Source organism: Streptomyces oceani (genome assembly GCF_001751245.1).
GTDB classification, from domain to species: domain Bacteria; phylum Actinomycetota; class Actinomycetes; order Streptomycetales; family Streptomycetaceae; genus Streptomyces; species Streptomyces oceani.
Genome location: NZ_LJGU01000112.1, coordinates 1 through 25,841 on the forward strand (window position 1 = coordinate 1; position 25,841 = coordinate 25,841).

Sequence of the window (25,841 nt, forward strand, 5' to 3'; positions counted from 1 at the left end):
GGGGGGAGCGCAGGCCGGCGGGCGGGGCGACTCACGCGGGGGCGCCGAGCGGCGGGTGCTCGAGCACGCGGGGCTTGTACTCGACCAGTTGGATGCGGCCGTCGAAGGTACGGTGCTCGATCATCTCGAGGGCGACGTCCGGATATCCGTCGTAGACGCGTTCCGCGCCCGTGGCCCCGGTGATCACCGGGAACATCACGACCCGGAAGCGGTCGACGAGTCCGGCCTTGAGCAGGGACCGGCACAGGCTCAGGCTGCCGATCGTGCTGAGGAGCCCCGAGCCGTTCTCCTTCATCGCGCGGACCGCCTCGACGGCGTCGTCGCGAACGAGCGTGGAGTTGGCCCACGTGAGTGGTTCCTCGAGTGAGGAGGAGAACACCACCTTGGACGCTTGCGTGAGCTCGTCCACGGATGCCTCTTCCTCCGCCCTGAACTCGTCTTGACCATCCGGGACCTCGCCGGCGGCGAAGCCGGACATCTGGCGGTAGGTGTTCGCTCCCATCAGGTAGGTGGCCTCGGGCTGCTTGCCCTCCCAAGCGAGGTACTCCGGACCCTCGAGGCCCCACCAACCGGGCCAGCCCTCTCCCGACGCGTTGCCGTCGAGAGAGGTGATGAAGTCGACGAGAAGCTCTGACATGATCGTGTCCTTTCCTGGGGTGTTACGAGCATGGACCGGCCGGGAGCCGCAGACTCATCGGTCGCGCTGTGGGTAAACGAGGCCAGGCTTGCGGTCCGGACGCGACGCTGGCAGAGGCCACGGAGATGCTGTCCCGAGCTGACGGGGTCTGCTCACCGAGTTGCGGGGGGTCACCCTGGTGAGGGAGAGCCCGACGGTCAGGGAGCAGTTGGCGCGGATCCTCGCCGTGCCCGGTGACCGTGAGCGCGCTGAGAGGATGGGGAGATGGCTGGGAACGTAGCTTTCGCCGAGCACGTCTTCGACGCCCTGGGGGTCGCCCCGGCAGTACACTCCGACCCGATCGGCGGCGCCGTCCGAGTGGTCGAGAAACGTACGGCAGGTGGCCCGGTCACAGTGATGACATCCGGGGCGTCGCGGCTGCCGACCGATGCGGGGGACAGCGTCGAGCTGGCCGTCGAGGTGATCGACGGCCAGCTGGGTGCGGCACGGATCGCGCTGGAGATCGTCTGCGAGGACATGGCGTCGCGTCGGCGGACGCCTCCTCTCGGGACCCCGTGGCGCAACAGTGAGCCTTTCCTGGTCGGCACCCGGATATCGGCGATCATGGTGACGCCGTCACGCTGGGGTGCGCCGTTCGACGAGGTGAGGTCCGCCGAGGGTGCTGTGCTCGGGTGGGTACGGACGCTTCGTCTGCTCACGGACGCCGAGGCGGCTTTCGCGGCGGCGAACGGCTGGGACGCGCTGGTTGAGGCGGCCGGGGCAGTTGACGCGCTGTTGGACGTCACCAGGGACGACTCCGTCGCCGGCGGGGGTGTGCCGGGCAGTGCACCAGTCTTCCTGTCGAAACTGCACGCCGAGCATCCACCGCGCTGGGTGACCTTCACCGGCACGGACCTGTGCTCGGTCACCGGCCTGGAGTCCGATGCGTACATGGACGACGCGGCCAACCACGAACTGTGGTCGGTCGACACGTTCGTTGCCCGCTTCCCGCGGGTCGCGGACTTCGTACGGCAGGCTCGGCCGGGCCAGACGGCGCTGTTCAGCGACGCCTCCGGAGCTTATGTGCTGGAAGACGACTAGGGCTCGAACGATGCGCATCGCGGGAGGAACCCGGGACCGACGGCCGTGCCGGCCCCCGAACCGGGTCCTCGTGCCCGCTACGGGACGTCGGGGCTCAGCCGACCGGGACGCGTTTGTCGGTCGTCACCGCGACCCGGTGCATCACGCGCCGATGAGGGAGGTAGTCGGCGACGGCGTAGTGCTGCGTCCCGCGGTTGTCCCAGAGGACCACCATGCCCGCCTCCCACTTGACGCGGACGTGGAAGTCGGGCCGGTTGACGAGGTCGAACAGGTAGGTCAGGATCCTGGCGCTCTCCGGAGCCGACAGACCGATCACGAACCGCGTGAACGACTCGCTCACATTGACGTACGGGCGGCCGGACACGGGATGGTGCGCGATCACCGGATGCACGGCGGTCCCAGCCCGGGTGAGAGCCTCGCTGATCCCCTCGTCACCTCCCTGCCGGTACGCGCCGGTCCGGAACGCTCCCATGTCGTGTACGGCCTCGAGTTGTTCGAGGTCGCGACGCAGCCCCGGGTCCAGGGCGTCATGCACGGCGAACATGCTCGCCCAGAGGGTGTCGCCACCGACCTCAGGGACCTCGATCGCCTGCAGGATCGAGGCGAACGGCGGTTGGCGCCGGTAGGTCATGTCGGAGTGCCACTCGGCGGCATCCGGTTTGTCCTCGCCTCCCCAGGTCAGGACGACGACGTCCGCGGAGTCCGGATGGGTCGTATAGGAGTGGTGCCGGGCGCCGAGGGTGCCCAGCGCCTCCCCGAGCCGCACCATGCGCCTCGCGTCGAGGCCGGCGTTCGGGAAGACGAGGACGGAGTGCTCGGACAGGGCGGAGTGCACCAGGTCGGCGGTCTCTTCGGAGATTTCACCGTCCTCCAGGGGCAGCGTGGCGGTCGCGCCGAGTGCGGGTGTGAGCCGCGTACAGGAAAGCTTCATGCTGGGAGGCTAGGAGGCCGACGGCGGCTCTGACAGACGTCGATTCGCTGGCCTGGCCCAACCACGGGTTGGGGTGGACGATCGAGGGGAGGTCGCTGTGCGCTTGCTGGTCCGCGACGTACGACAGTTGCAGCGGCTCGTCGTTCTCGAAGCGGTGGGCCGGCTCGGCAGCTTCGCGGCGGCGGCAGCGGAGCTGGGCATGTCCCAGCCCGCGGTCTCGAAGCAGATGAAGGCGTTGGAAGGCTCGTTGCGGACCGCGCTCTTCGACCGGGGAGCCAACCGGTCGAAGATGACGCGCGACGGGGCGTTCCTGCACCAGACCGTGACCGAGGCGTTCGACACCCTGGAGGCTCGGCTGTCCCGGTTGCGGGGGCGCGTCGACCAGTTGCGGGTCGCGGTGCAGCCGTCGGTTGCCGAGAGCTGGTTCGTACCGCGTCTGAGGGACATGCGAGCCGCCGTCGCGCCGACGGACGTACAGCTCGTCATCTTCGACTCCGAGGGCGAGCTCGCCGACACCGATCACGACGTGAGCGTGCGGTTCGGAGACGGTCCGTCTTCGGGGTTGTACTCGGAGCAGCTGGTCCCCGAGTCGGTGGTCCCCGTCGCCTCTCCCGACCTGGCCGGCAGGCTGGGGCTGACGCCGCGGTCCGAAGCCGAGGCCCTGCTCTCAGCTCCCCTGCTGCACGTCGACCAGACCGGGCGGAGCTGGCAGGACTGGCCGTCCTGGTTCGCCGGGAAAGGCCTGACGTACGTCGCCCCTGACCACGCGGTGGTGTACCCGACGTACGGGAGCGCCATCCCGCTCGCCATCAGCGGCAACGGCGTCCTGCTGAGCTGGCGCACGCTCATGGGAGACCATCTGCGGCGCGGACTGCTGCTTGAGGTGGGCCCCGTGGTCACGGAGCCCGACCGAGGCTACTTCCTGCGGTGGCCGTCAGCTCTCACGCGCGACGACGGATTTCAGCGCTTCAGGGCCTGGCTGAGAACGACGGTCTTCGACCAGGGAAAGGAGGACGTCCGGCGCCAGACGGACTGACGGCCGCCAGTAGATGGCTGGTGCCCTGCACGCCAGGATGTCGCACTACGTGCACGCGCGGACCGTTGTCGAGCGAACCGGACAACCTCCCGGAAGCGCCAGGGCGCGCGCCAGTATTCGATGGCGAGCGCGTCGGCTCGCGTGCAAGGTGACGGCCATGACTCTCCCGACCCCGACGTTGATGACCGAGCGCCTGCGGCTGCGCCCCTTCGCCGACGCCGACGCCGACGACCTCTTCGCGCTGCACAGCAACGCGTACGTGCTGCGCTACTGGGACTCCCCGCCGTGGGTCGACAGGGCCTCGGCCACGCGATTCCTGGACAGATGCCAACAGATGGCGCGGGAGGGCAGCGGTGCGCGCGTGGTGATCGAACGTACCGCCGACCAGGCGTTCGTCGGCTGGTGCAGCTTCAACGGTTGGAATCCCGAGTTTCGCAGCGCCTCCCTGGGCTACTGCCTCGACGAGGCGGCATGGGGGCACGGCTACGCGACGGAGGCCGCGCGCGCCCTGCTCCGCTGGGCGTTCGAGACGCTCGACCTCAACCGGGTGCAGTCGGAGGCTGACACCCGCAATGTGGCATCGGCCCGTGTACTCGAGAAGCTTGGCTTCGTGCTTGAGGGAACACTGCGCGAGGACTGCGTCGTCAACGGTGACGTGTCCGACTCCTGGGTCTACGGCTTGCTGAGGCGCGACTGGACGGGCTGATGGCCAGCGTCGAAGGCGCGCTCGGCCCACGGGGCCGTAGGGAACGCACCGCACCCGTACAGGCTCGTACCCGGCCCCTCCGTACGGGCGTACGCCCTGGTCAGCGGGCCAGTGCGACGTGAGGGTCGGCGCATGGAAACGGAACGCCCTCGCCTCTCCCCCGCTCACGCGACCGCCGCGAAGTCAGCCGCCGGCCCGTACCCGAAGCCCTGCACCACGCAGCTCAGTTCGACCCCTCGCCGGGCCTGCCTGTCCGGTTGCGGGTGGCGCTGGAGACGGGCAGGGGCGTCCGGATCGAGGTGACCGACCCTGCGCGGACCGTCCGCTTCCGCCGGGACCACCCGCGCCCTTTCCGCCCCTGGCCGGACCCGGAGTTCATCGGGGCCCGTGCCCGGGTCAGCGACTAGATCGCGTACGGCGGCATGATGGTCGACGGAGTGAGCGGGCAGGGACGTGGGGCCTTCCCGGCGGTGACCGCAGCGTGTGGTGGCACGTCGCGGGAACCGAGGCGCGCGAGCACTGGGTCCCCGGGGAGGGGCGGGTACTGGCGGACGGGGTGGCGCGGCTCCGGGCACAGGGGCTGCCGGAGGACGAACTGTTCGTACTCATCCCGTTCCGGATGGTATCGGCGGAGGCGGCGAAGGTGCTGCGGGGCACAGTCCCCGGGGAGCGGATCGGCACGGTGCACACGGCGCAGGGCAAGGAGTCGGACGTGGTGATCCTGGTGTTGGGCACCGCCCGCCAGGCCGTGGGAAGCCGCGCTTGGGCGTCCCAGAGCGCCAACCTCCTGAACGTCGCCGTCAGCAGGGGCCAAACGCCGGCTCATCGTGATTGGCGACCACGAGTCCCGGAACGGACACCCTTCTTCTCCACACTCTCCGAGGAGCTGCCACGCCACGCGGCCGGTGAGCCGTCCCCGTCCGCCACATGGCGTGGGGTTGACCATGTGCGTTGACCCACGCACCCTGCCCGCGGCCGTTCCTGCGCCCAGGGCGAACTCGGCGGGAGAGCATGAACACTCCAGCGATGCGAAGGGGCATCGCCATGTCCATCAGCGCCAGCGAAGCGCGCAAGACGCTGTTTCCGCTCATCGAACTCATGCCCGCCGACGGGTACGCGGCGTGGCAAGAGACCGCCTACCTGTTCCGCTCACCCGCCAACGCTCGCAGGCTGGTCGATGCCTACGAGCGTGCCCGTACGGGGAAGACCGAGGCGCGCGATCTCGATGAGGCCCGTGACCGTCGAGAACGCCCATCCGACGCCGCGGTTCCTCGCACCAGCGCGAGCAGCGGGTGGGCCTGGATCTCCAGGTCAGGGTAGCGACACGGGAAAGCGACCCGTTGGCGTGTGTCGTCCTCTCACCGACGGGGCAGCAGTTCCCTGGCGGTCTCGGTGATGGTCTCCACGGCTCGGATGAGGACGGGTATGTCCCGGGCCCCGCTGCGGGTGACCGCCATGATGCGGCGGGCGGGGGCGGGCTCACCGTGCAGGGGGATACGGGTCACCGGCCAGTCCTCGCGCAGCTGCGCCAGCCGGGGCACGAGGATCACGCCGAAGCCGTGCGCGACCAGGGCGGTCCCGGTGTCCCACTCGTCCGCGTGGTGGGCGATGTGCGGGGTGAAGCCCGCGCTCATGCAGGCCGCGAGCACCAGCTGGTGGTACGTGGTGTCCGGGTTGCCGACGATCCACGGCTCCTCCGCCGCGTCGGCCAGCGTGACCCGCGGCTTGTCCACGAGACGGTGCTCCCGGGGCACGACCAGGTCCAACGGGTCGTCCAGCAGCGGCCGTTGGTCGAACCGCCGGTCGGTCATGGGCGGTGAGTCCGCGGTGACCACCAGAAGCGCCAGGTCAGCCTCCGCCGAGAGCAGAAGGTCGAAACAGCGGTCGGGCTCGGCCTCGACGATGCGCACGGCCAGCTTGGCGTGGGCGTCCCGTAGTGCCGCGGCGGCCGGTGGCAGCAGCCGGCTGGCGGCCGTGGAAAAGCCGCACAGCGTGATCCGTCCGGTGGGCTCGCCGCCCAGGGCGGCCAGTTCGGCACGGGCCTGCTCCCACTGCGCCTGGAGACCCTCGGCGTGCTGGAGCAGCGTACGGGCCGCGTTCGTCAGGCGGATGCCCCGACCCTGGTGCGTCATCAGCTCGACCCCCAGGTCGGCGGCGAGCTGGCGCAGTTGGTACGAGACGGCGGAGGGCGTGTAGTGCAGCGCGTGCGCCGCGGCGGTCACCGTGCCGTGCTCGGCGACCATCTGGAGGATGCGGAGTCGGGAATCGATCATACGAATATTTTGCACGGTAATACTGAGGACCGTTTGATTCCGCTTGCGTTTGTTCGGATGCAGACTGGCCTCGTGATTGCTCAGCGTTATTCATGGCACCGGAGCGCGTCCGGGCTCCGCTTCGTCCTGCGGTGGCAGCCGGCCCACACGCGGCACGACCGACGGGACGAGCGTGCCGACCGCCGGGCGGTACGGACCGCGGGGCTCCTGGTGATCGTGCTGACCGCCGGCGCCTACCTCCCCAGCCCGCTGTATCCCGACTACCAGCGGCTGTTCGGCTACGACGATCTGGTGATGACGCTGCTCTTCGCCACCTTCGCCCTGGTCAGCGCTCCCGCGCTGTTGTTCCTCGGCCCGGCCGCGGACGCCGTGGGCCCCCGGCCCCTCCTGCGGCTGAGCGTGCTGATCGCCGCAGCCGGTTCGGGTTGCTTCCTCCTCGCGGACGGCCCCGGCTGGCTCTTCGCCGGCCGTGTCGGGCAGGGCCTAGCGCTGGGCGCGGCGACCGGGGCCGCACAGGCGTTCATCAGCTGGCACCGCGGTCCCACCACGCGCTTCAGCGGGCCGTTGGTGATGAGCCTGGCCTTCGTGGCGGGCACCGCCGCCGGGCCCGTACTGGCCGGCACGCTCGCCCAGTACGGGCCCGCGCCGCTGGCCACCCCCTACCTGCTCCATCTGGCCCTGCTGGCCTGGGTCTGGCTCCGGCTGAGTCGGACCACACCGACGGCGACGGCGGCACCCTCACCGAGGACAGCGACCACGCCGACGGCCGCACCGCCCACCACGGGGGCGTCATCCCGCCGGTGGCGTTTCGTACGGCCGCACATACCGCGCGGCATACGTGCGCTGTTCGCCGTCGCGGGACTCAACGGATTCCTCGCGTGGGCGGTCGTCGGCATCTTCCTGGCCCTGCTCCCGGCGCTGCTCGTCCGGGAGTTGCCCGACGCCGATCCGGCCCTGACGGGCGCGGTGCTGGGTTCCCTCCTCGTCTGGTCGCTGCTGGCCCAACTCCTCGGCGCGCGCTGCACCGTACGTACCGCGCAGCGACTCGGCGTGGTCGCGCTCACCGGCAGCCTGTTGCTGCTCGCCAGCACCGGCGGCGGCTCGCTCTCCGGCACGCTGGGCTCCGCCCTGCTCGCCGGCACCGGCCACGGGCTGGCCTTCAGCGGAGCCACCAGGGCCGTGGACGCGGCGACGCCGGTCGGACGGCGCGCGGGGGTCGGGGCCGCCCTGCACCTCCTCTTCTACCTCGGCTCCGGAGCACCGGCCGTCGCCGTCGGCCTGCTGACCGCCTGGATACCGCTCACCACCGCCGTCACGCGACTGAGTTGGGCCGGGGCCGCGCTGGGTGTCCTCGCGCTGTACGTCACCACCCGCACCACCGCCGTACGCCAACGAACGGAGCCGCTCCTCACCTCACACCCGCACGACCCGCTCGCGGCCCGCACCAACGGGACCTGACGCCCGCCGGGTCCGGGGCCGCGGCAGCAGGCGCCACCGGACACCCGAGTCCGGCAGGGCGGCGAGAGTCCGGCCCCCGCCGTCGATCAGGACACGGGAATGCCGGCCACGGCCAGAAGACGCGAGACCGTCGCCGAACGTGCCCAGCCCAGCCCAGGCCAGGCCAGCGGAACGAGCTCAGGCTATGTGCCGAATCCGCGCGTCGTCCTGGCCGGTCGGCGCCGAGCGACGTCGGCGCGCCAGTAGTACGCGGCGCTCGGCCGCGGTCAGGCCGCCCCACACGCCGTACGGCTCCGGCTGCACCAGGGCGTGCTCCCGGCACTCGCCCACCACCGGGCAGCCGGCGCACACCCGCTTCGCCGCCTGCTCGCGGGTGAGCCGGGCGGCCGTCGGTTCCTTGGAGGGCGCGAAGAACAGACCCGCCTCATCCCGGCGGCAAACGGCCTCCGAGTGCCAGGGGCTGGCCTCATCGTCACGCGCGGGTGCGCGCTGGGCGGGGACGCTGGCGGCCTGCAGTGACTGATGCGGCGATTGCAGCACAATCTACTCCTGACGACGCTGCTACGGCGGGTCGGTCTGACGCGTGGTTAACCTTCGTCGCCCCACAGCGCACAGCAGGCGGCGCACTGCCGTACGAGAGAGACGTTGCCGAAGCAATACCCGGTGTGCGCACGCTTACTCATACTGTGGCTCACGTCTGCCACCGCTGTGGCAGCCGCCAGTCAGCCGGCCGCGGAGCCCTCGGTCAGCCGCCGAGGAGGTTCCGCAGGCGCTTGCCCCGCTTCGGCTTCGCGTCCACCCCGCCGAAGACCGCCGCGCCCCGCAGCCGTACGACGGGCGCGTCGGCGTCGTCGGCCTGGTTGGGTCGCACCTCGAAGGCGCCGAAGACGCCGGTGCCGCTACCCGTCAGCGTGACGTTCTCCGGGACGCGCACGTCAACGCCGCCGAAGAGCGCGGTGACGTTGATCACCACCTCGCGCCGCTCGAAGACCGCCTCGGTCAGGTCGATCTCCACCCCGCCGAAGAGCGCGAAGGCATTCACCCGGCCACCGACCAGCCAACGCCCCTTGCGGGTCGCGCCGCTGAAGATCGCCACCACGTTGTCCGTCTCGCCGGAGTCGCCGGCACCCGCCGGGGCGCCCACGGGCCGCTGATTGGCGCTGGGCTTGCTCTCCCCACGCGCCTCCGGCAGATCCCGCACCAGGGGCTCCAACTCCCCACGGGTCTTCGCGGCGTACGCGGCGTCGATCCGCTCGGAGTGCTCATCCGCGTCCAGCCGCCCGGCCGCCAACGCCTCCCGCAGGATGTCCGCGACCCTGTCCCGGTCCGCGTCCGAGACCCGTACGTCGGCCTCGGGCGCCAGGCCCCTCTCCGGGCCCCCCTCCGAGCCCCGCTCGGGAGCGGCGCTCTTCTCCAGGCTGTGTCTCGAACTCTTCTCCTGCGGCGCGTCATTCACGCCCCCACATTACCCAGACGCGATAGATCGCGACCACACCTCGGCGCCCTCCAGCACCCCGGCACCGCCCGGTGCCCCCGCCGTTCTACGGTGGTAGGCGCTGACCCCCGAGAGGAAGTAGCCCCAGATGTCCGCCAGCCCCCGCCCCACTCGTCCGGATTTCGCGTACACCGACCTGCTGCCGCTGGGCCCGGACAGCACGCCGTACCGACTGGTCACCGCCGAGGGCGTGCGCACCTTCGAGGCGGACGGGCGGACCTTCCTCTCCGTACGGCCCGAGGCGCTGCGGCGGTTGGCGGCCGAGGCGATGCACGACATCTCGCACTACCTCCGGCCGGCGCATCTCGGCCAGCTGCGCCGCATCCTGGATGATCCGGAGGCGAGCCCGAACGACCGGTTCGTGGCGCTCGACCTGCTGAAGAACGCGAACATCGCCGCCGCCGGGGTGCTGCCCATGTGCCAGGACACCGGCACCGCCATCGTGATGGGCAAGCGCGGGCAGCAGGTCCTCACCGAGGGCGGGGACGAGGAGGCGCTCTCCCACGGCATCCACGACGCCTACACCGAGCTGAACCTCCGTTACTCCCAGATGGCCCCACTGACCATGTGGGACGAGCGGAACACCGGCACCAACCTGCCCGCCCAGATCGAGCTGTACGCGACCGACGGCGAGGCGTACAAGTTCCTGTTCATGGCCAAGGGCGGCGGCAGCGCCAACAAGTCCTTCCTCTACCAGGAGACGAAGGCGGTGCTGAACGAGGCGTCGATGCTGAAGTTCCTGGAGGAGAAGATCCGTTCGCTGGGCACCTCCGCCTGCCCGCCGTACCACCTCGCCGTGGTCGTGGGCGGCACCAGCGCGGAGTACGCCCTCAAGACCGCGAAGTACGCCTCCGCCCACTACCTGGACGAGCTGCCGGCCGAGGGGTCCGCCGCCGGACACGGCTTCCGGGACCGGGGGTTGGAGGAACAGGTCTTCCAACTGACCCAGCGCATCGGTATCGGCGCTCAGTTCGGCGGCAAGTACTTCTGCCACGACGTACGGGTGGTGCGGCTCCCCCGGCACGGCGCCTCCTGTCCAGTCGCCATCGCGGTGTCCTGCTCCGCCGACCGGCAGGCGCTCGCGAAGGTCACCTCCGAGGGGGTGTTCCTCGAGCGGTTGGAGACCGACCCCGCGCGCTTCCTGCCGGAGACGACGGAGCGCGACCTGGCGGCCGGTGCCACCACGCTGACCGCCGGCGCTGCGACCGCCGGCACGGAAGCCGCCGACGCTGCGACCGCGGGTACGGAGGATGTCGTACGGATCGACCTGACCCGGCCCATGTCCGAGATCCGCGCGGAGCTGTCCAAGCACCCGGTCAAGACGCGGCTGTCGCTGACCGGACCGCTGGTCGTCGCGCGCGACATCGCACACGCGAAGATCAAGGAGCGGCTGGACGCCGGTGAGGAGATGCCCGAGTACCTACGCGAGCACGCCGTCTACTACGCCGGTCCGGCCAAGACCCCGGAGGGTTACGCCTCGGGCTCGTTCGGCCCGACGACCGCGGGGCGCATGGACGCGTACGTCGAGCAGTTCCAGGCGGCCGGCGGCTCGTACGTGATGCTCGCGAAGGGCAACCGCAGCAAGCAGGTCACCGACGCCTGCCGGACGCACGGCGGCTTCTACCTCGGTTCCATCGGCGGGCCCGCGGCGCGGCTGGCGCAGGACTGCATCAAGCGGGTGGAGGTCCTGGAGTACGCGGAGCTGGGCATGGAGGCGGTGTGGAAGATCGAGGTGGTGGACTTCCCGGCGTTCGTCGTGGTGGACGACAAGGGGAACGACTTCTTCACCGACCCCGCCCCGCAGCCCCTGATCACCTCCATCCCGGTCGGCGGACCGGGCGCGGGAGCGGCTGCGGAAGCGGGAGCGCCGGCCGGCGGGTGACCCGGCGCAGTAGATTCGAGGCATGACGGATCACCTTGCACAGCCGGGACGGACGACCGAGCAGTCAGCGCAGCCCGCCGCTGGCGGCCACCGCGTCGAGCACGACTCGATGGGCGAGGTACGCGTGCCGGCGGACGCGAAGTGGCGGGCGCAGACCCAGCGAGCCGTGGAGAACTTCCCGGTCAGCGGACAGCGGCTGGAGCGCGCGCACATCGAGGCGCTGGCCCGGATCAAGGCCGCCGCCGCGGTGGTGAACGCCGAGCTGGGCGTGCTCGACCCGGAGCTGGCGACGGCCGTACGAGACGCCGCCGCGGAGGTCGCCGAGGGGCGCTGGGACGCGCACTTCCCGGTGGACGTCTTCCAGACCGGTTCCGGCACCTCGTCCAACATGAACATGAACGAGGTCGTCGCGACCCTGGCCACCGAACGGCTGGGCGCGCCCGTACACCCGAACGACCACGTCAACGCCAGCCAGTCCTCCAACGACGTCTTCCCCTCCTCCATCCACATCGCCGCCACCGCCGCCGTCACCCGCGACCTGATCCCCGCGCTGGACCACCTCGCGGCTGCGCTCGGCCGCAAGGAGACGGAGTTCGCGCGGGTGGTGAAGTCGGGGCGGACCCATCTGATGGACGCCACTCCGGTCACCCTCGGCCAGGAGTTCGGCGGCTACGCGGCCCAGGTGGCGTACGGCGCCGAGCGGCTACGAGCCGCGCTGCCGCGGTTGGCGGAGCTGCCGCTGGGCGGCACGGCGGTCGGTACGGGCATCAACACGCCGCCCGGTTTCGCGGCGGCCGTCATCGGGGAGACCGCCCGCGCCACGGGGCTGCCGCTGACCGAGGCCCGCAACCACTTCGAGGCGCAGGGCGCCCGGGACGCGCTGGTGGAGACCTCGGGGCAGCTGCGTACGCTCGCGGTCGGACTGACCAAGATCTGCAACGACCTGCGCTGGATGGCCTCCGGGCCGCGTACGGGACTCGCCGAGATCGCCCTGCCGGACCTCCAACCCGGCTCCTCGATCATGCCCGGCAAGGTGAACCCGGTGATCCCGGAGGCGGTGCTGATGGTCGCGGCGCAGGTCACCGGGAACGACGCCACGGTCGCGACGGCCGGTGCGGCGGGCAACTTCGAGCTGAACGTGATGCTGCCCGTGCTGGCCAAGAACCTGCTGGAGTCGATCCGGCTGCTCGGCAACGCCGCTCGGCTGCTGGCGGACCGCACGGTGGACGGCGTCGTCGCGGACGAGCGGCGAGCGCGGGAGTACGCCGAGTCCTCCCCCTCCGTGGTGACACCGCTGAACCGGTACCTCGGCTACGAGGCCGCCGCCGCCGTGGCGAAGAAGGCGCTCGCGGAGCGCACGACGATCCGGCAGGCGGTCCTCGACGCGGGGCATGTGGAGCGGGGCGACCTCACCGAGGAACAGTTGGACGAGGCGCTGGACGTGCTGCGCATGACCCGCCCGTGAGCCGGCTCCCGAGCCGCGCGCCCGAACCGGGCACCGCTCGGGCCCGCCGGCCGCGTCCCGACCCTGTCCCGACCGCCACACCACCGCTGGGCGCCCGAACGGGTGCCCAGCGTACGGCTCGGTTCAGCGAAACCCAGCCCCCCGGCGCCGGCGCGTACGATACGAACAGCGGCTGGTCCGCCGGCGGCCCACGAGGACCGGCAGGTCAGCGCCGGAAACCGCGAGGGATCCGTCCCCGTCCACAACCCCTTGCCGCCACCCCCCGCGCCGATCGTAGGATCAACGTCCGAATGTGCCACCCTGCCGCACAACTCCCGCCCCCACTCGGGTACTTGTCAGACAGCCGGAGAGGAGCCCCAGATGGGCAGCGCTGACGTACCGAGAGCGTACGACGCGTTCGACCGGTCCCTGATGGACCGGAGTGGTCAGGCCGAGGCTTTCGACGTCATCGGGGACCGGTACGACGAGGCGTTCCCACACAAGGAGGGCCAGCTCGCGGCGGGGGCCTGGCTGGCTCGGGAGCTGCCCCCCGGCTCCCGGGTGCTCGACCTCGGGTGCGGTACGGGCCTGCCCACCGCACGGCAGTTGGTTGACGCGGGACACCGGGTGGTGGGGACGGACCTGTCCGCCGAAATGGTGCGACTCAGCCGGGAGAACGTGCCGGAGGGTGAGTTCCACCGCATTGACTTCGCCGACATGGAACGGCACGATCTTGGTCCATTCGACGGCGTCGCAGCCTTCTTCTCGTTGCTGATGGTCTCCCAGGAGGAGGTGCCGTACGCCCTGCGTATGCTGCACGGTCAGCTGCGGGAGGGTGGGCTGATGGCGCTGGCGATAGTGGAAGCCGACGTAAACGATTTCTCGATACCGTTCCTGGGTAACACGATCCGGGTGTCCGGCTATCTTCGGGAAGATCTGCGCCGGCTCGTGCACGACGCCGGCTTCGAGATCCGCGGGGAGGAGGCGTACGCCTTCGCCCCGCTGAGCACAGAGGTACCTCCTGAGATTCAGCTCTTTCTGCACTGCCGACGACGCCCCTAGGACGACTTCAGGGTGCGCCCGACGCGCTGCCCCGGACGGATGGAAACCCAACGCGTGACGGAGCACGAATCGCCTGCGGCGAGCCAGGCCGAGCCACCGGGCCGGCCGACGGAGCAGGCTGCCGGAGATCCGGCGCCGATGACCGGCGGCCGGCTCGACAGTGGTGCGCCGCGGGCGCAGGGCGCTGCCGGCCGGCCAGGCACCGACGGGTCCGCGCCGCACCATCGGGCGACGGCGCACGCGGCCGTACCAGACCCGCGGGAGCAGGACGTGTCCCCAGTACGCGAACCGGACCCGACGCGCACGTCGGAACCACCGCGCGCGCCGGAGTCGCCGGGCGGCACGGCGGAGCCGAAAGCCGCCGCGGACCCGGCCGAGGGTGAGTCGGCGACTCCCGCGGGTGACCCGGGCAAGCCTCTGAACGCCATAGCCGAGGACGCCGAGCACACGGAGCGGGAGCGGCGCGGCGGCGACCGGCTCCGCTTCGTCGGTGCCGCCACCCGTCGGATCGCGCGTGGGGTCGACCTGGACGAGACCGTGTTGGGCCTGTGCCGGGCGAGCGTGCCGGCGTACGCGGACGCCATCCTGGTCTACCTGCGCGACCCGCTACCGGTGGGTGACGAACGGCCGTCGAGTCCGTTCACCCTGCGGCTGCGACGCAGTGACCGGGTGCCGAGTGCGCGACTCCACGGCGGTGACCTGCCGCTGGCCGGCGGCGTGGCCGAGGGCGCGGCCGAGCACACCGACGTACGCGCCGGCGGCCCGCTGGCGGAGGTGCTGCGCGGGGTGCGTCCGGTGTTCGCCGACCCGGACACCCCTGACTCCCCGTTGCCGGAGCTGCTGGGTCCGGACTGCGACCTGCCCGAGGACCATCACGCGGTGCTGGCGCCGCTGCGTGGCCGGCGGCGGGTCACCGGCGCGGCGGTCTTCCTCCGCCGGCCCGAGCGTCCCGCCTTCGAGTCCGAGGACCTGCTCATCGCCGCGCAGTTGGCGACCCATACGGCCCTGGGTGTGGACAAGGCGGTGCTGTACGGCCGAGAGGCGTACATCGCCGACGAGTTGCAGCGCACCATGCTGCCGGACGCGCTCCCCCAGCCGACCGGCTGCACGCTGGCCAGCCGCTACCTCCCGGCGGCCGAGACCGCGCGGGTGGGCGGTGACTGGTACGACGCCATCCCGCTCCCGGGCAGCCGGGTGGCGCTGGTGGTCGGCGATGTCATGGGGCACTCCATGACATCGGCGGCGATCATGGGCCAGTTGCGTACGACCACGCAGACGCTGGCCGGCCTCGACCTGCCACCCCAGGAGGTGCTGCACCATCTGGACGAGCAGGCGCAGCGGCTGGGCAGCGACCGGATGGCCACCTGCCTGTACGCCGTGTACGACCCGGTCGCGCATCGGTTGCTGATCGCGAACGCCGGTCACCCGCCGCCCGTCATGCTGCACCGGGACGGCCGCGCCGAGGTGCTGCGGATACCAGCGGGCGCGCCGATCGGGGTCGGCGGCGTCGACTTCGAGGCGGTGGAGCTGGACGCGCCGGAGGGCGCGACGCTTCTGCTCTACACCGACGGGCTGGTCGAGTCGCGGGCCCGTGACGTGTGGACCGGCATCGACTTCCTGCGCGGGAAGCTGGCGGACACGGCGGAGCTGACCCGGCCGGGCACGGCGCCGCCGCTGGAGCCGCTGTGCGACGAGGTACTGGACATTCTCGGGCCCGGTGACCGGGACGACGACATCGCGCTGCTCGCCGCCCGTTTCGACGGCATAACCCCCAGCGATGTCGCGTACTGGTATCTGGACCCCCGGGCGCAGACCGCCGGTCAGGCCCGCAGGTTGGCCCGGCGGGCACTGGAGAGGTGGGGCCTGGAGGAGCTGTCGGACGCGGTCGAACTGCTGGTGAGCGAGGTCGTGACGAACGCCGTGCGATACGCCGAGCGCCCGATCACCCTGCGGCTGCTGCGGACGGACGTGCTGCGCTGCGAGGTCGGCGACGACGTGCCCCAACTCCCCCGACTGCGTCAGGCCAGGGCGACGGACGAGGGCGGGCGCGGGCTCTACCTCGTGAACCGCATCGCCCGGCGCTGGGGAGCCACCCGGCTGTCCACCGGCAAGGTGGTGTGGTTCGAGGTCGCGTTGCCTTAGGCCGTGTCGTTCGGACCGGCTGCGGGGATCGCTCTGGCGGCGCCCGGCTGGCACGCGCGTCTGCCGCGTTGTCGTCGCGGGCAGTGCCGCTGCGCTCGTTTCCCCCAACCTCCGGCCCGCGGAGGCCCCACACCAGTCCCGGTCCCTGGTCCCCGAAGATCCGAATGAAACGGCCCGGGGGAAGCAGCGGCCGGTCGCGTACGGACGACGGGGCGGCTCCAGGACGTACCGGGAACCGCCCCGTCGACGTTCACTCTTCAGGCCCCAGGGCAGGAGGTTTCAGCCGGGAGGTCAGCCGGCCAGGGTGGCCTCGGCCTCCAGGGTGGCGCCCACGGCCTGCACCACCGAAGCGATCTTGACGGCCTCCTGGATGGTCTCCCGGTCCACACCGGCCTTGCGCAACACCTGTTCGTGCGAGTCGAGGCACTGGCCACAGCCGTTGATGGCGGAGACCGCGAGGGACCACAGCTCGAAGTCGGTCTTCTCGACACCGGGGTTGCCGATGACGTTCATCCGCAAGCCGGCCCGCAGCGTGCTGTACTCCGGGTCGGAGAGCAGGTGACGGGTGCGGTAGAAGACGTTGTTCATCGCCATCACCGCCGCGGCGGACTTGGCCGCGGTGTACGCCTCGGTGGAGAGGTTCTCCCGTGCCTCCGGCTCCAGCTCGCGCAGCGCGATCGGCGAGCGGGAGGCGATGGCGCAGGCGAGAACGGTACCCCAGAGCTGCTGCTGCGGGAGCTGGGAGTTACCGATCACCGAGCCGAGGTTCAGCTTCAGGTCCTTGGCGTAGTCCGGCAGCGCGGACTTCAGCTCGCCGAGCGCCACGTCACGCACCGGCCAGCAGCTGGACCGGGTCGAGCGTCTCCTCGCCCTGCGTCCAGTTGCACGGGCACAGTTCGTCGGTCTGCAGCGCGTCGAGCACCCGCAGCACCTCCTTGGGGTTACGCCCCACGGAGCCGGCGGTCACCATGGTGAACTGGATCTCGTTGTTCTGGTCGACGACGAACACGGCGCGCTGCGCGTAACCGTCGGCGCCCTCGACGCCGCAGGCCCGCATGAGCTCGTGCTTCGGGTCGGCGAGCATCGGGAAGGGCAGGTCACGAAGGTCGGGGTGATCCTTGCGCCAGGCATGGTGCACGAACTCGCTGTCCCCGGACACGCCGAGGATCTGCGCGTCGCGGTCGGCGAACTCCTCGTTCAGCTTCCCGAAGGCGGCGATCTCGGTCGGGCAGACGAAGGTGAAGTCCTTCGGCCAGAAGAAGACCACCTTCCACTGCCCTTCGTGGGTCTTGTGGTGGATCTCCTCGAACTCCTTGCCCTTCTCCAGCGACACGCAGGCGGTCAGCTCGAACTCAGGGAACTTGTCACCGACAGTGAGCACGTACTCTCCTTGCACAGAAGGAAGTCCCCTGGTGGGGGACTTCCCTGGGTTGGACAGGCCCTACGTTGCCACAGTCCGCATAGAACGTAGAAATCCGGTCACGCCTCCCTCCCGACCCACTGTCGGGAGGGTGACACGCGCCTCATCCGCTCAGGGACAGATGAGCGGATCGACCTCCACCAGCGGGAGTTGCAGCAGCGGAGCGCAGGACTCGGGCGTACCCGAGGGCTCCGCCGAGCCCTCGGCACCGCCGCGTGCGCGGTCCGGCGCCTCCGGCGTGTGGCCACTGTCACGTCGGTCCCCGGACGTGTTGCCCCCGCCCGGCTCAGTACTCTGCCGCGCCGGCCCGTCATCGTCCGTACCGGACTCCTTGATGGCCGGGCTGCTTTCGGCAGTGCGGGGACGGTCGTCCGCCGCGGCGCCGGGCCGCTCGACCGTCCCGCCAGGGTGCCGTACGGAGCCGGTGCCGGAGCTGGTGGGCTCGCTCGGATGCTGCTCCTGCGAGGGCGGACGTACCTCCGCGGGGGGCGTCTTCCGCGGACCGGAAGTCGGCGGCACCGCGTCGGGGCCGGCGACCTGCCCGGAGGACTGCGGTGCTGGGCGGGCCAGCATCCACAGGAGATATCCCAGGGTGAAGGCGGCGACCGTGACCAGCGCGCCCCAGAGGAGGAGCGAGGGCGTGCGCTGCCACGCCCGCTTGGTCCGCTGCTCCGCCGGCGCGTCCTCCGGCACGCCGGCCTTCGCGAAGCGCTTCCGCAGCAACCGCACGGCGGTGTTGCCCAGTTGCCACAGGATGAGGCTCACACCGGCGAGTGGCAGCAGCAGGAAGAGGATCTGCACGCAGGCGGAGGCCGTGCTCAGCACCGGCGTGTCGCTCACCGCGGCGACCGACATCAGGGAGTCCGCGGTGTCCCAGGCGGTGCCGGCCATCCGGGGCAGTTGGGTGAGGACGAAGCCCAACTGCAGGAGAAGCGCCGGCAGAACCGCGAGCACCCAGACCGTGACGACGATCTGCGGCCACCGCTTGAGTGCCTGGAGCCGCTCCTCGGCGGGCCTGCGCAGCACCTTGTGACGCAGGATCGGGCCGATGTACTTGAACAGGTCAGGGATACCGACGAGGTCGGAGATGATGTAGTAGCCGTCGAACCGGAGGGTCGGGAGGAGCTGTTGTACCGCCTCCAGGTTGATCAGGACGATGGCCACCAGCACCACCGGCGAGGGGCTGTGCAGGTACAGCCCCATCAGCCCGAGGATGAACAGGCCGTTGAAGTAGACCCCGCCCAGGTCCGTACGCAGTCGGCCGCTGCGACCGAGCCGGTAGGAGTTCGTCACGTCGGTGTAGAAGGCCGGCCAGACCAGGTAGATCCCGCAACCCATGGCACCGGGGCGCACCTTGCCGTACCGGCAGGCGGCGGCGTGCCCCACCTCGTGGAACGCCGCGGAGGCCAAGGCCAGCCCCACCACGATGAGGACTCCCGCCGGGTCGGCCATGACCTGTGTGACGGCGAGGCTGGTGCTCTGGGTGGTGAACATCCAGACCTCGGCGACCGTCAGCGTGCTCACCGCCAGCAGCAGGATCAGCGGCTGGAACAGCCAGGCGAACATGCCCGCGATAACCCAGGTGGTCTGCTCGGAGATCAACGCGGCCCGGTGGCGCAGGCCGAGGATCGGGTGCTCGGCCTTGGCGACCTCCGGCTGAGTGCCGTCGCTGTGCGTGCTGATACCGAGCGGGGCCAGCTTGTTGTCCAGCAGGAAGGCCACGTGCTCGGCCGCGAACGTACGACCGGTGGCGCGGGTGAGGTCCCTGGCGACCCGCTCCAGCACCCGCTCGCTGGTGGTTCTGGCGCCGATGGCCTGCCGCTCCAGGCACTTGGCAGTCTGGTAGAGCAACTGCGGCAGGTGGATCACCTGACCGTCGAACCGGTGGACGAGCTTGGGCGGGTGACGGTACCCGGACCCCGTGTACTCGCCGACGAGTTCGGTCCCCTCGGTGAGACCCGGCATCGCTCCGGGAGGGGCTGGCGGTGCTTCGCGTACGGGCGTGGGCGCTTGGGTGCTGATGACGATCTCCCGGGGGATGGAACGCACGCCCGGCTCGGCTGAACCGGCCGGGCTGCCGGTCTCTCTCAGTGGCTGGTGACCGTCCCGGGCACGCACGTGATGCCGCTGCTCGGGTTGTTGGAGCCCAGGCCCAGCGAGCCGAGGGCGCCCGGGGTGCCGTGCACCCGCTCCGACTGGCAGGCGTAGGCCACCGTGGTGCCGCCGCCGTCGCCGCCCTTGCCGTCGCCTTCGGGGAAGTTGTACGTGTGCCTGCTGTTGTCGACGTTGAATGTCACGAGGGAAAGCAGGGTCTTTCCGGGGAGCACCTCACCGGAAAGCGCGTCGAGTTCCTGATAGCTAATGCCAGTCATGGCTATGGCTTCCCTTTCTCATGGCCGGAATTGCCATGGGCACCTTCAGCCGAGGCGTCACGCGCCCGGCACCGGCGCCGCACGCCCGCACCGGGCGGGGTACGTGTGATGGGGGCGGCCGGGGAATGGCGGAAATCCCTCGGGGAGAAAGCCGTGCCATTCCCCGGCCGTCGAGGAGGGGCCTATCAGAATACCGAGGTCGCACCCGGCACGCAGGTGACGCCGGAGCTCGGGTTGTTGGAGCCCAGACCCAGCGAGCCGGTGAGGCCCGGGGTACCGTGCACCCGCTCCGACTGGCAGGCCGCGCTCTGAATGCCGTTCTGGTCGCCGCCGCCGTGGCCGCCGCCGGCCGCCGCCGCGGCGGCGGAGGACGAACCGCCGTCAGCGGCGTCCGCCCCGCCCATGTTGTTGAACGGGACAACGGTGGAGAGCACCGAACGCTCCGGGAGCATCTCGCCGGTCAGGCCGTCCAGCTCTTCGAAGCTGATCTTCGACATGGAGTTTTCCTCTCGGTTTTGCTAGCAGCACAGCTCATGCTGATGTGCGGTGTCCTATCCGGCGGTCACCAGATGGACACCGGGCTAACGGAGCCGCGAGAGGATTCGTTTCGGCTCGTCACTCATCCTGATGAGAGACGACTCCACGTGACTGACGTTTCGGAAGCCGCCGAGCCACCGTGCGTTTCCTGTAGTGAAGTCAATTCCCGGAATTTCCAGGCCACTTCGAAATGCGCCCCGAGCACCCGAGGCCGGCCGTCGAAGCGGAGCCGGTGTGGAGCGCCCGAGGTGCGTATGTGGTACGGCCGCTCGTCGGTTGTGTGCGGGCGAGGCGCGGACGTCTCCCCGAGCGCCCCGTCAGTGCGCCTTGAGCAGGCCGCACAGGTCCTCACCGTCGGTGTCGCTCTGCATGTGCACCTGGCTGAGGAGGTACTGGACCGGTTGGTAGAAGAAGCCCGCCACCCAGCGGCGTACGGCCTGCCAGAAGTGCGGTCGGCCGCCATCCGCCATCCGGATCATCCGCACGTTGAAGAGCAGCTTGCCCAGGCTGGCCCGCACCGGCACGGTCAGCAGCACGTGGTTCACGAAGGAGACCGCCAGCAGGCAACCGACCGCCGGAAGCCAGTAGTCCGGGCCGGTCTTCTCCCGCAGCAGCAGCGTGGCGAGTGTGAAGCCGCCTATCACCGTCACCAACGCGTCCACGGAACCCGCGAGGAGGCCCCGGATCTGTCCCACCTCCTCCCACTCCCCTCCGGAGGCCGTAGCGGCGGGCCGTGCCGGCTGGCACCGGGCCGCGGTCCCTGCGGCGGCCCGTACGGAGCCGGCTGACCCTGATACGGCTGCCCTTGGTATGGCTGACCCTGATAGTGCTGATGGTTCATGGCACCATCCTCCCGAGGATGCCGTGCCCCTTCCATGGCTGCCCGGTAACAGCCCGGCCACCGCCGCTCACCAGGCCGAACGGATGCGGAGACGACAGCGCCTGACTGGGCACTAGGCTTCTCCCTACCCCTTTCCCGGATAGCGTCCGTGGCGTCGGCGGCGGTCCACCGCCTCTGGGAACAACGCGCCAAGGATGCCGCCACGGTTCTCGGCCGACCGGCCATCGCCCGTCACCGGAATCCCGGGGGTCCAGCACCAGTGGTCCTTGCAGCCGAGGAGAGCCAGAACGAGGAGCCAGGGCCCGCGGCCCCGGTCACCATGTTCGGGCCCGATTTCCCCTTCCCCTACGACGACTGGCTTCGCCACCCGGCCGGGCTCGGCACGATCCCCTCGAGATGGCACGGCACCGAGGTCGCGGTGGTCGGGGGCGGGATCGCCGGCATGGTCGCCGCGTACGAGCTGCTGCGGCTGGGCCTGCGCCCCGTGCTGTACGAGGCGGAGGAGATCGGCGGCCGGATGCGCTCCGTGCCGTTCGCCGAGCATCCGGACGTACTCGCCGAGATGGGCGCGATGCGCTTCCCGCTCGCCGCGACCACGCTGTTCCACTACATCGACACGGTGGGCCTGCGGACGCGGCACTTCCCCAACCCGCTGGACCCGCACACCTCGAGCACGGTGATCGACCTGGAGGGCGAGCGGTACCGGGCACGCACCCCGGACGAACTCCCCAACGTGTTCGCCGAGGTTGCCGACGCCTGGGACAAGACCCTCCAGGAGGGGGCCGCGCTCTCCACCATGACGCAGGCGATCGCCCACCGCGACGTGCCGACGATCAAGAGCATCTGGAACCAGCTGGTGCCGCGACTCGACGATCAGTCCTTCTACGGCTTCCTCGCCGCCTCACCGGCCTTCACGTCCTTCCGACACCGGGAGATCTTCGGCCAGATCGGCTTCGGCACCGGCGGCTGGGACACCGACTTCCCCAACTCCGTGCTGGAGATCCTGCGCATCGTCTACACCGAGGCCGACGCGGACCAGCGCCTCATCGTCGGTGGCTCCAACCAACTGCCGCGCGGCATCTGGTCACACGAACCGGCGGATTCGGCGCACTGGCCGGCGGGTACCTCGCTGGCCGGTCTGCACGGCGGTCGTCCGCGCGGGGCCGTGACCGAGCTGCGGCGGACCCCGGAGGGCATCGCGGTCACAGACGCCGACGGTACGCGGCGTACGTACCCCTGCGTGGTGTTCACCGGCCAGCACCGGTTGCTGCTCTCCACGGTGCGGTGCGACCAGTCGCTGCTGCCCCGGCCGCACTGGACGGCTCTGGAGCGCACGCACTACATGAGCTCGTCCAAGCTGTTCGTGCTCACCGACCGGCCGTTCTGGCTGGACACCGACCCCGAGACGGGCGAGCAGGTGATGGGCATGACCCTCACCGACCGGCTGCCGCGGGGGGTCTACGTCTTCGACGACGGGCCGGACCGGCCAGGGCTGATGTGCCTGTCGTACACCTGGAACGACGACTCGCAGAAGATCGCCGCGCTGGACCCCGAGGAGCGCCTGGAGGTCCTGCTCTCGGCGCTGGAGGACATCTACCCCTCGGTGGACATCCGTTCGCACGTCATCGCCGGGCCGGTGGTCACCACCTGGGAGAACGAGCCACGCTTCATGGGCGCGTTCCGGGCGAATTTGCCGGGCCACTACCGCTACCAGCGCCGGCTGTTCACACACTTCATGCAGCGGGACCTGCCCGCCGAGCAGCGGGGCCTCTTCCTCGCCGGGGACGACATCTCATGGACCGGCGGCTTCGCCGAGGGCGCGGTGACGACGGCGCTGAACGCGGTCTGGGGGGTCGTACGACACCTGGGCGGCGCGTGTCATCCGGACAACCCCGGCCCGGGCGACCGGTACGACGAGCTGGCGCCGCTCGAGCTCCCGGAGGGCTGAGCGGAGTCCACGGCCGGCGGTGTCCCCGGGCCGGGCAAACCCGGGGCGCCGAGGCCGTGGTGGTGGTCCAGGGTATGGGTCGGCCCGTCGTCAAGGGCTGTCCGGGACCAGCCAGGATCAGCCGCGCCCGCGTACCCTCGGCGGCACGAGATGCACCAGCTCGAAGTGCTCCCGGGTGCTGTCCACCCGCGTGAACAGGTTGTCCGGGCCGGAGACGCACATCCGGCGGACTCCCCGCTCGCGCAGCGTCGCGACGATGTCCGGCCAGTGGATCGGGCGGTCGAAGGTGTCCAGCAGCATCCGCCGCACGCCGGCCGCGTCGGTGAGGACGGAGCCGTCCTGGTCGGCTACCACGGGCAGTTTCGGGTCGGACACGGTGATCTCGCCGAACACCTCCGCCTCCGCCTTCCGGCGCAGCCCGTCGAACGCGGGCGCGTGCACCGGCGGCCACATGGTGTACATGTTGTAGCCGCCGACGTCGCTGATCCGGCCCTTGAACCAGTCGAGCACCGGCTCCCGCAGGGACACCAGGTGGAAGCCGCGGTCGATCCGGCCGGAGATGTCGTACCACTCGCCACGCTCGGCCAGCTCGGCCAGTACCTCCTTGAGGACGTCCTCGGGAGTGTGCACCACGCAGTGGGTCACGGCCTCACGGTGCTCCTCGGCGAAGAACTCCTCCTCGCAGCGGGCCAGTCGGGCGGTCAGCAGCACCGTGTCGGCGAAGGACAGGGACTGCGCGTACGCCGCCGCGGCGCGCTGTCCGAAACTCGGGCCGGTCACCAGCTCCGGCACCGCGCCGAGTTTGCGCTCGGCGGAGTCCGCGAGGGCGAGGCACGCCACCAGGAAGGCGATCTGTGCGTACTCGGCGTAGTCGTCCGGCGCGGAACGGTAGCGCTCGTAGACCGAGTAGCCCAACACCTCGTCAGCGGTGGCCAGTCGGCGGCGGGCATGCCGGTTGGTCGCGAGGAACTCCGCCATGTCGGCGAAGCGGGTCGGGCCCATGCCGGGGAACACGAGGGCGGTGCCGCCCTGCTGCTCGGCGGTCATGCGGTGGGCGCTCCTGTCTCCTGTACTGCTGTGGCCTGTACTGCCGTGTCCTGCGCTGCCGTGGCCCGTGCGGGGGTCTCACCGGCCGCCGTGTCCGGTGCCGTCGCCTGGGCGGCCAGCGACTCCAGCTGCTTCTTGTCCGGCTTGCCGTTCCGGTTGAGTGGGAAGCGGTCCAACACGCGCACCTGGTTGGGTCGTTCGTAGTCCGGCAGCAGCTCGGCCAACCGCCCGCGCCAGTACTGCGCTTCGCGCTGGTCCTCGTCCTCCACGAAGAAGACCAGCTGACAGCCGTCCCGCTCGTCCGGTACGGGTATGATCCGGGCCCGGCAGCCCCCGGCGGCGGCCTTGTGCTCGATGATCTCCGGGTGCAGCGTGTAGCCCTTACGGTGCACCGCGAGCTTGCGGCCGGCCACGAAGAGGTTGTCGCCCGCGTCGAGATAGCCGAAGTCCCCGGTGGCGAACCAGCCCCGGGGCGTCTCCCGCAGGGTGCCGTCGGCGGCCAGGTACCCCTCCATCAGGTCGGGCGTACGAACCTGTATCTCGCCGACCGAGCCCGCCGGCAGGAAGGCGCCGGTTTCGTCGACGACGCGCAACGCCAGTCCGTCCATCGCCCGTCCGGTGCCGACCGGGTTGTCCAGCGTGGCGAAGGCGACGTTGCCCGCCTCCGTACTGCCGTAGCTGTCCAACAGCGGCAGTCCGAAGGCCCGCTCGTACTCCTCGACCAGCCCGGGGTCGAGTGGCGCGGCGCCACTGCAGAACATCCGTACGCTCCGCACGTGCGCGGCGGCGGCCGGCTTGCGGCGGATGATGTTGAGCATGCTGCGGTAGCTGGCCGGCGTGGCGTCCACCACGGTGGCACCGGTCTGGCTGGCCATCACCAGCGCCCGGTCGATGCGCCGGTACGGCGCGATCACCAGCGAGCAGCGCACCAACCAGGCGATCAGCACCATGGAGATGCCGTACTGGTGGTTGAACGGCAGCAGGGGCAGCAGCACGTCGTCCGGGCGGTGGCCCATGTGCGCGGCGTTCCGCTCGAGGTTCCCGAGGAACCGTTGGCCCTGCTTGACGACGCCCTTGGGCTGCCCGGTAGAACCGGAGGACCACATGATGATCGCGTCCGACCGCTGCCGCCAGGTGTCCAGCGTCACCCGCGACTCGGAGGGGTGGATCCCGGCTCCCGCGACGAGCAGTTCGTAGATCGGGGTCCGCGGCGTCCCGTCGGGCATCGGCGCGTCGTCGTCGACGAGGCAGAGCTTGACGCCGGACTGGGCGCAGACCACCCGGGTGTCCTCCGCCCGCTCCTGGTGGTCGACCAGCACGATCGAGGCGCCCAGGTGCATGAGGGCCAGGAGCGTGCTGAGGTAGCCGGCGGAGTTGCCGGCCTTCAGCAGCACCCTGGTGCCGTCGTTGACGCCGCGTTCCCGCAGCGCCTCGGCGACTCCCAGGATGTTCCGCTCGAATTCGGGATACGTCCACACCGAATCCGCTGCGAAGAGCTTCGGGGTCATCGAGTCTCACTCCTCCTTTCTC

Annotated in this window: 24 protein-coding genes; 11 read left to right on the top strand and 13 right to left on the bottom strand. The window is 70.7% G+C overall.

The window, feature by feature from the left end; translation table 11 throughout:
- Positions 1 to 31: 31 nt before the first annotated feature.
- On the bottom strand, positions 32 to 637 hold the full coding sequence (locus AN216_RS05485; protein ID WP_070195458.1) for a dihydrofolate reductase family protein: 606 nt from the start codon (positions 635 to 637) through the stop codon (positions 32 to 34).
- A 264-nt stretch (positions 638 to 901) separates the two neighbouring features.
- On the opposite strand from AN216_RS05485, the gene AN216_RS05490 reads away from it, so the two are divergent.
- Positions 902 to 1,717: a suppressor of fused domain protein gene (locus AN216_RS05490; protein ID WP_070195459.1), complete on the top strand. Its 816-nt coding sequence runs from the start codon at positions 902 to 904 to the stop codon at positions 1,715 to 1,717.
- A 94-nt stretch (positions 1,718 to 1,811) separates the two neighbouring features.
- On the opposite strand, the gene AN216_RS05495 is transcribed toward AN216_RS05490, so the two are convergent.
- On the bottom strand, positions 1,812 to 2,648 hold the full coding sequence (locus tag AN216_RS05495) for a TauD/TfdA dioxygenase family protein (protein WP_070195460.1): 837 nt from the start codon (positions 2,646 to 2,648) through the stop codon (positions 1,812 to 1,814).
- Between the two features lie 97 nt (positions 2,649 to 2,745).
- Between AN216_RS05495 and AN216_RS05500 the strand changes: the two genes are divergently transcribed.
- The 4 genes from AN216_RS05500 to AN216_RS05515 all read left to right on the top strand — a co-directional run bounded on the left by AN216_RS05500 (position 2,746) and on the right by AN216_RS05515 (position 5,710).
- Complete coding sequence (locus AN216_RS05500) at positions 2,746 to 3,684, top strand: LysR substrate-binding domain-containing protein (protein WP_070195461.1); 939 nt, start codon at positions 2,746 to 2,748, stop codon at positions 3,682 to 3,684.
- 157 nt (positions 3,685 to 3,841) lie between these two features.
- Positions 3,842 to 4,390 (top strand): GNAT family N-acetyltransferase, encoded by a 549-nt coding sequence (locus tag AN216_RS05505; protein ID WP_070195462.1) that lies wholly within the window; start codon positions 3,842 to 3,844, stop codon positions 4,388 to 4,390.
- A 481-nt stretch (positions 4,391 to 4,871) separates the two neighbouring features.
- Positions 4,872 to 5,345 carry a DNA2/NAM7 family helicase gene (locus AN216_RS05510; protein ID WP_070195463.1) on the top strand — a complete coding sequence of 158 codons (474 nt, stop codon included), beginning with the start codon at positions 4,872 to 4,874 and terminating at the stop codon, positions 5,343 to 5,345.
- Between the two features lie 89 nt (positions 5,346 to 5,434).
- On the top strand, positions 5,435 to 5,710 hold the full coding sequence (locus tag AN216_RS05515; protein WP_244502333.1) for a type II toxin-antitoxin system Phd/YefM family antitoxin: 276 nt from the start codon (positions 5,435 to 5,437) through the stop codon (positions 5,708 to 5,710).
- Between the two features lie 38 nt (positions 5,711 to 5,748).
- Here AN216_RS05515 and AN216_RS05520 read toward each other — a convergent pair whose 3' ends face one another.
- Positions 5,749 to 6,663, bottom strand: a complete 915-nt coding sequence (locus tag AN216_RS05520) for a LysR family transcriptional regulator (protein WP_070195464.1) — start codon at positions 6,661 to 6,663, stop codon at positions 5,749 to 5,751.
- Between the two features lie 72 nt (positions 6,664 to 6,735).
- Between AN216_RS05520 and AN216_RS05525 the strand changes: the two genes are divergently transcribed.
- Complete coding sequence (locus AN216_RS05525; RefSeq protein ID WP_244502334.1) at positions 6,736 to 8,121, top strand: MFS transporter; 1,386 nt, start codon at positions 6,736 to 6,738, stop codon at positions 8,119 to 8,121.
- A 177-nt stretch (positions 8,122 to 8,298) separates the two neighbouring features.
- On the opposite strand, the gene AN216_RS05530 is transcribed toward AN216_RS05525, so the two are convergent.
- Both AN216_RS05530 and AN216_RS05535 read right to left on the bottom strand, forming a co-directional pair.
- The gene (locus AN216_RS05530; protein ID WP_070195465.1) at positions 8,299 to 8,661 is read right to left on the bottom strand and encodes a WhiB family transcriptional regulator; all 363 of its coding nucleotides are present in this window, start codon (positions 8,659 to 8,661) and stop codon (positions 8,299 to 8,301) included.
- Between the two features lie 205 nt (positions 8,662 to 8,866).
- Positions 8,867 to 9,538, bottom strand: a complete 672-nt coding sequence (locus tag AN216_RS05535; protein ID WP_070195522.1) for a DUF1707 SHOCT-like domain-containing protein — start codon at positions 9,536 to 9,538, stop codon at positions 8,867 to 8,869.
- 166 nt (positions 9,539 to 9,704) lie between these two features.
- Between AN216_RS05535 and AN216_RS05540 the strand changes: the two genes are divergently transcribed.
- The 4 genes from AN216_RS05540 to AN216_RS05555 all read left to right on the top strand — a co-directional run bounded on the left by AN216_RS05540 (position 9,705) and on the right by AN216_RS05555 (position 16,146).
- Positions 9,705 to 11,498 (top strand): fumarate hydratase, encoded by a 1,794-nt coding sequence (locus tag AN216_RS05540; protein ID WP_070195466.1) that lies wholly within the window; start codon positions 9,705 to 9,707, stop codon positions 11,496 to 11,498.
- Between the two features lie 22 nt (positions 11,499 to 11,520).
- Positions 11,521 to 12,963: a class II fumarate hydratase gene (locus tag AN216_RS05545; RefSeq protein WP_079166294.1), complete on the top strand. Its 1,443-nt coding sequence runs from the start codon at positions 11,521 to 11,523 to the stop codon at positions 12,961 to 12,963.
- Positions 12,964 to 13,323: 360 nt separating this feature from the next.
- Positions 13,324 to 14,004, top strand: a complete 681-nt coding sequence (locus AN216_RS05550) for a class I SAM-dependent DNA methyltransferase (protein WP_070195467.1) — start codon at positions 13,324 to 13,326, stop codon at positions 14,002 to 14,004.
- 39 nt (positions 14,005 to 14,043) lie between these two features.
- Positions 14,044 to 16,146, top strand: a complete 2,103-nt coding sequence (locus tag AN216_RS05555; protein ID WP_070195468.1) for a SpoIIE family protein phosphatase — start codon at positions 14,044 to 14,046, stop codon at positions 16,144 to 16,146.
- Between the two features lie 291 nt (positions 16,147 to 16,437).
- Here AN216_RS05555 and AN216_RS05560 read toward each other — a convergent pair whose 3' ends face one another.
- The 6 genes from AN216_RS05560 to AN216_RS29085 all read right to left on the bottom strand — a co-directional run bounded on the left by AN216_RS05560 (position 16,438) and on the right by AN216_RS29085 (position 21,170).
- A complete protein-coding gene (locus AN216_RS05560; RefSeq protein ID WP_070195524.1) occupies positions 16,438 to 16,971 on the bottom strand; it encodes an alkyl hydroperoxide reductase in 534 nt (177 codons plus the stop codon).
- Between the two features lies 1 nt (position 16,972).
- Positions 16,973 to 17,527 (bottom strand): peroxiredoxin, encoded by a 555-nt coding sequence (locus AN216_RS05565; protein ID WP_070195469.1) that lies wholly within the window; start codon positions 17,525 to 17,527, stop codon positions 16,973 to 16,975.
- A 150-nt stretch (positions 17,528 to 17,677) separates the two neighbouring features.
- A complete protein-coding gene (locus AN216_RS05570) occupies positions 17,678 to 19,615 on the bottom strand; it encodes a hypothetical protein (RefSeq protein ID WP_139140863.1) in 1,938 nt (645 codons plus the stop codon).
- 38 nt (positions 19,616 to 19,653) lie between these two features.
- Complete coding sequence (locus tag AN216_RS05575) at positions 19,654 to 19,938, bottom strand: hypothetical protein (RefSeq protein ID WP_070195471.1); 285 nt, start codon at positions 19,936 to 19,938, stop codon at positions 19,654 to 19,656.
- Between the two features lie 185 nt (positions 19,939 to 20,123).
- Positions 20,124 to 20,435 (bottom strand): hypothetical protein, encoded by a 312-nt coding sequence (locus AN216_RS05580; protein ID WP_070195472.1) that lies wholly within the window; start codon positions 20,433 to 20,435, stop codon positions 20,124 to 20,126.
- Positions 20,436 to 20,792: 357 nt separating this feature from the next.
- Entirely contained in the window at positions 20,793 to 21,170 is a 378-nt protein-coding gene (locus AN216_RS29085) for an RDD family protein (RefSeq protein ID WP_070195473.1), read from the bottom strand.
- A 465-nt stretch (positions 21,171 to 21,635) separates the two neighbouring features.
- Between AN216_RS29085 and AN216_RS05590 the strand changes: the two genes are divergently transcribed.
- On the top strand, positions 21,636 to 23,264 hold the full coding sequence (locus AN216_RS05590) for a flavin monoamine oxidase family protein (protein WP_079166306.1): 1,629 nt from the start codon (positions 21,636 to 21,638) through the stop codon (positions 23,262 to 23,264).
- A 117-nt stretch (positions 23,265 to 23,381) separates the two neighbouring features.
- Here AN216_RS05590 and AN216_RS05595 read toward each other — a convergent pair whose 3' ends face one another.
- Positions 23,382 to 24,311, bottom strand: coding sequence for an ACP S-malonyltransferase (locus AN216_RS05595; protein WP_070195475.1), 930 nt, complete (start codon positions 24,309 to 24,311; stop codon positions 23,382 to 23,384).
- Complete coding sequence (locus tag AN216_RS05600) at positions 24,308 to 25,819, bottom strand: class I adenylate-forming enzyme family protein (RefSeq protein ID WP_070195476.1); 1,512 nt, start codon at positions 25,817 to 25,819, stop codon at positions 24,308 to 24,310. Before AN216_RS05600 ends, AN216_RS05595 begins: the two co-directional genes overlap by 4 nt.
- Positions 25,820 to 25,841: the final 22 nt, after the last annotated feature.

What these genes read in the sequence shown, in the direction of transcription:
- AN216_RS05555 (WP_070195468.1), top strand. Translation starts at nt 14,044, where the DNA reads ATGGAAACCCAACGCGTGACGGAGCACGAATCGCCTGCGGCGAGCCAG.
- AN216_RS05580 (WP_070195472.1), bottom strand. Translation starts at nt 20,435, where the DNA reads ATGTCGAAGATCAGCTTCGAAGAGCTGGACGGCCTGACCGGCGAGATG.
- AN216_RS05505 (WP_070195462.1), top strand. Translation starts at nt 3,842, where the DNA reads ATGACTCTCCCGACCCCGACGTTGATGACCGAGCGCCTGCGGCTGCGC.
- AN216_RS05590 (WP_079166306.1), top strand. Translation starts at nt 21,636, where the DNA reads ATGTTCGGGCCCGATTTCCCCTTCCCCTACGACGACTGGCTTCGCCAC.
- AN216_RS05595 (WP_070195475.1), bottom strand. Translation starts at nt 24,311, where the DNA reads ATGACCGCCGAGCAGCAGGGCGGCACCGCCCTCGTGTTCCCCGGCATG.
- AN216_RS05520 (WP_070195464.1), bottom strand. Translation starts at nt 6,663, where the DNA reads ATGATCGATTCCCGACTCCGCATCCTCCAGATGGTCGCCGAGCACGGC.
- AN216_RS05495 (WP_070195460.1), bottom strand. Translation starts at nt 2,648, where the DNA reads ATGAAGCTTTCCTGTACGCGGCTCACACCCGCACTCGGCGCGACCGCC.
- AN216_RS05545 (WP_079166294.1), top strand. Translation starts at nt 11,521, where the DNA reads ATGACGGATCACCTTGCACAGCCGGGACGGACGACCGAGCAGTCAGCG.
- AN216_RS05600 (WP_070195476.1), bottom strand. Translation starts at nt 25,819, where the DNA reads ATGACCCCGAAGCTCTTCGCAGCGGATTCGGTGTGGACGTATCCCGAA.
- AN216_RS05550 (WP_070195467.1), top strand. Translation starts at nt 13,324, where the DNA reads ATGGGCAGCGCTGACGTACCGAGAGCGTACGACGCGTTCGACCGGTCC.
- AN216_RS05515 (WP_244502333.1), top strand. Translation starts at nt 5,435, where the DNA reads ATGTCCATCAGCGCCAGCGAAGCGCGCAAGACGCTGTTTCCGCTCATC.
- AN216_RS05490 (WP_070195459.1), top strand. Translation starts at nt 902, where the DNA reads ATGGCTGGGAACGTAGCTTTCGCCGAGCACGTCTTCGACGCCCTGGGG.
- AN216_RS05575 (WP_070195471.1), bottom strand. Translation starts at nt 19,938, where the DNA reads ATGACTGGCATTAGCTATCAGGAACTCGACGCGCTTTCCGGTGAGGTG.
- AN216_RS05540 (WP_070195466.1), top strand. Translation starts at nt 9,705, where the DNA reads ATGTCCGCCAGCCCCCGCCCCACTCGTCCGGATTTCGCGTACACCGAC.
- AN216_RS05485 (WP_070195458.1), bottom strand. Translation starts at nt 637, where the DNA reads ATGTCAGAGCTTCTCGTCGACTTCATCACCTCTCTCGACGGCAACGCG.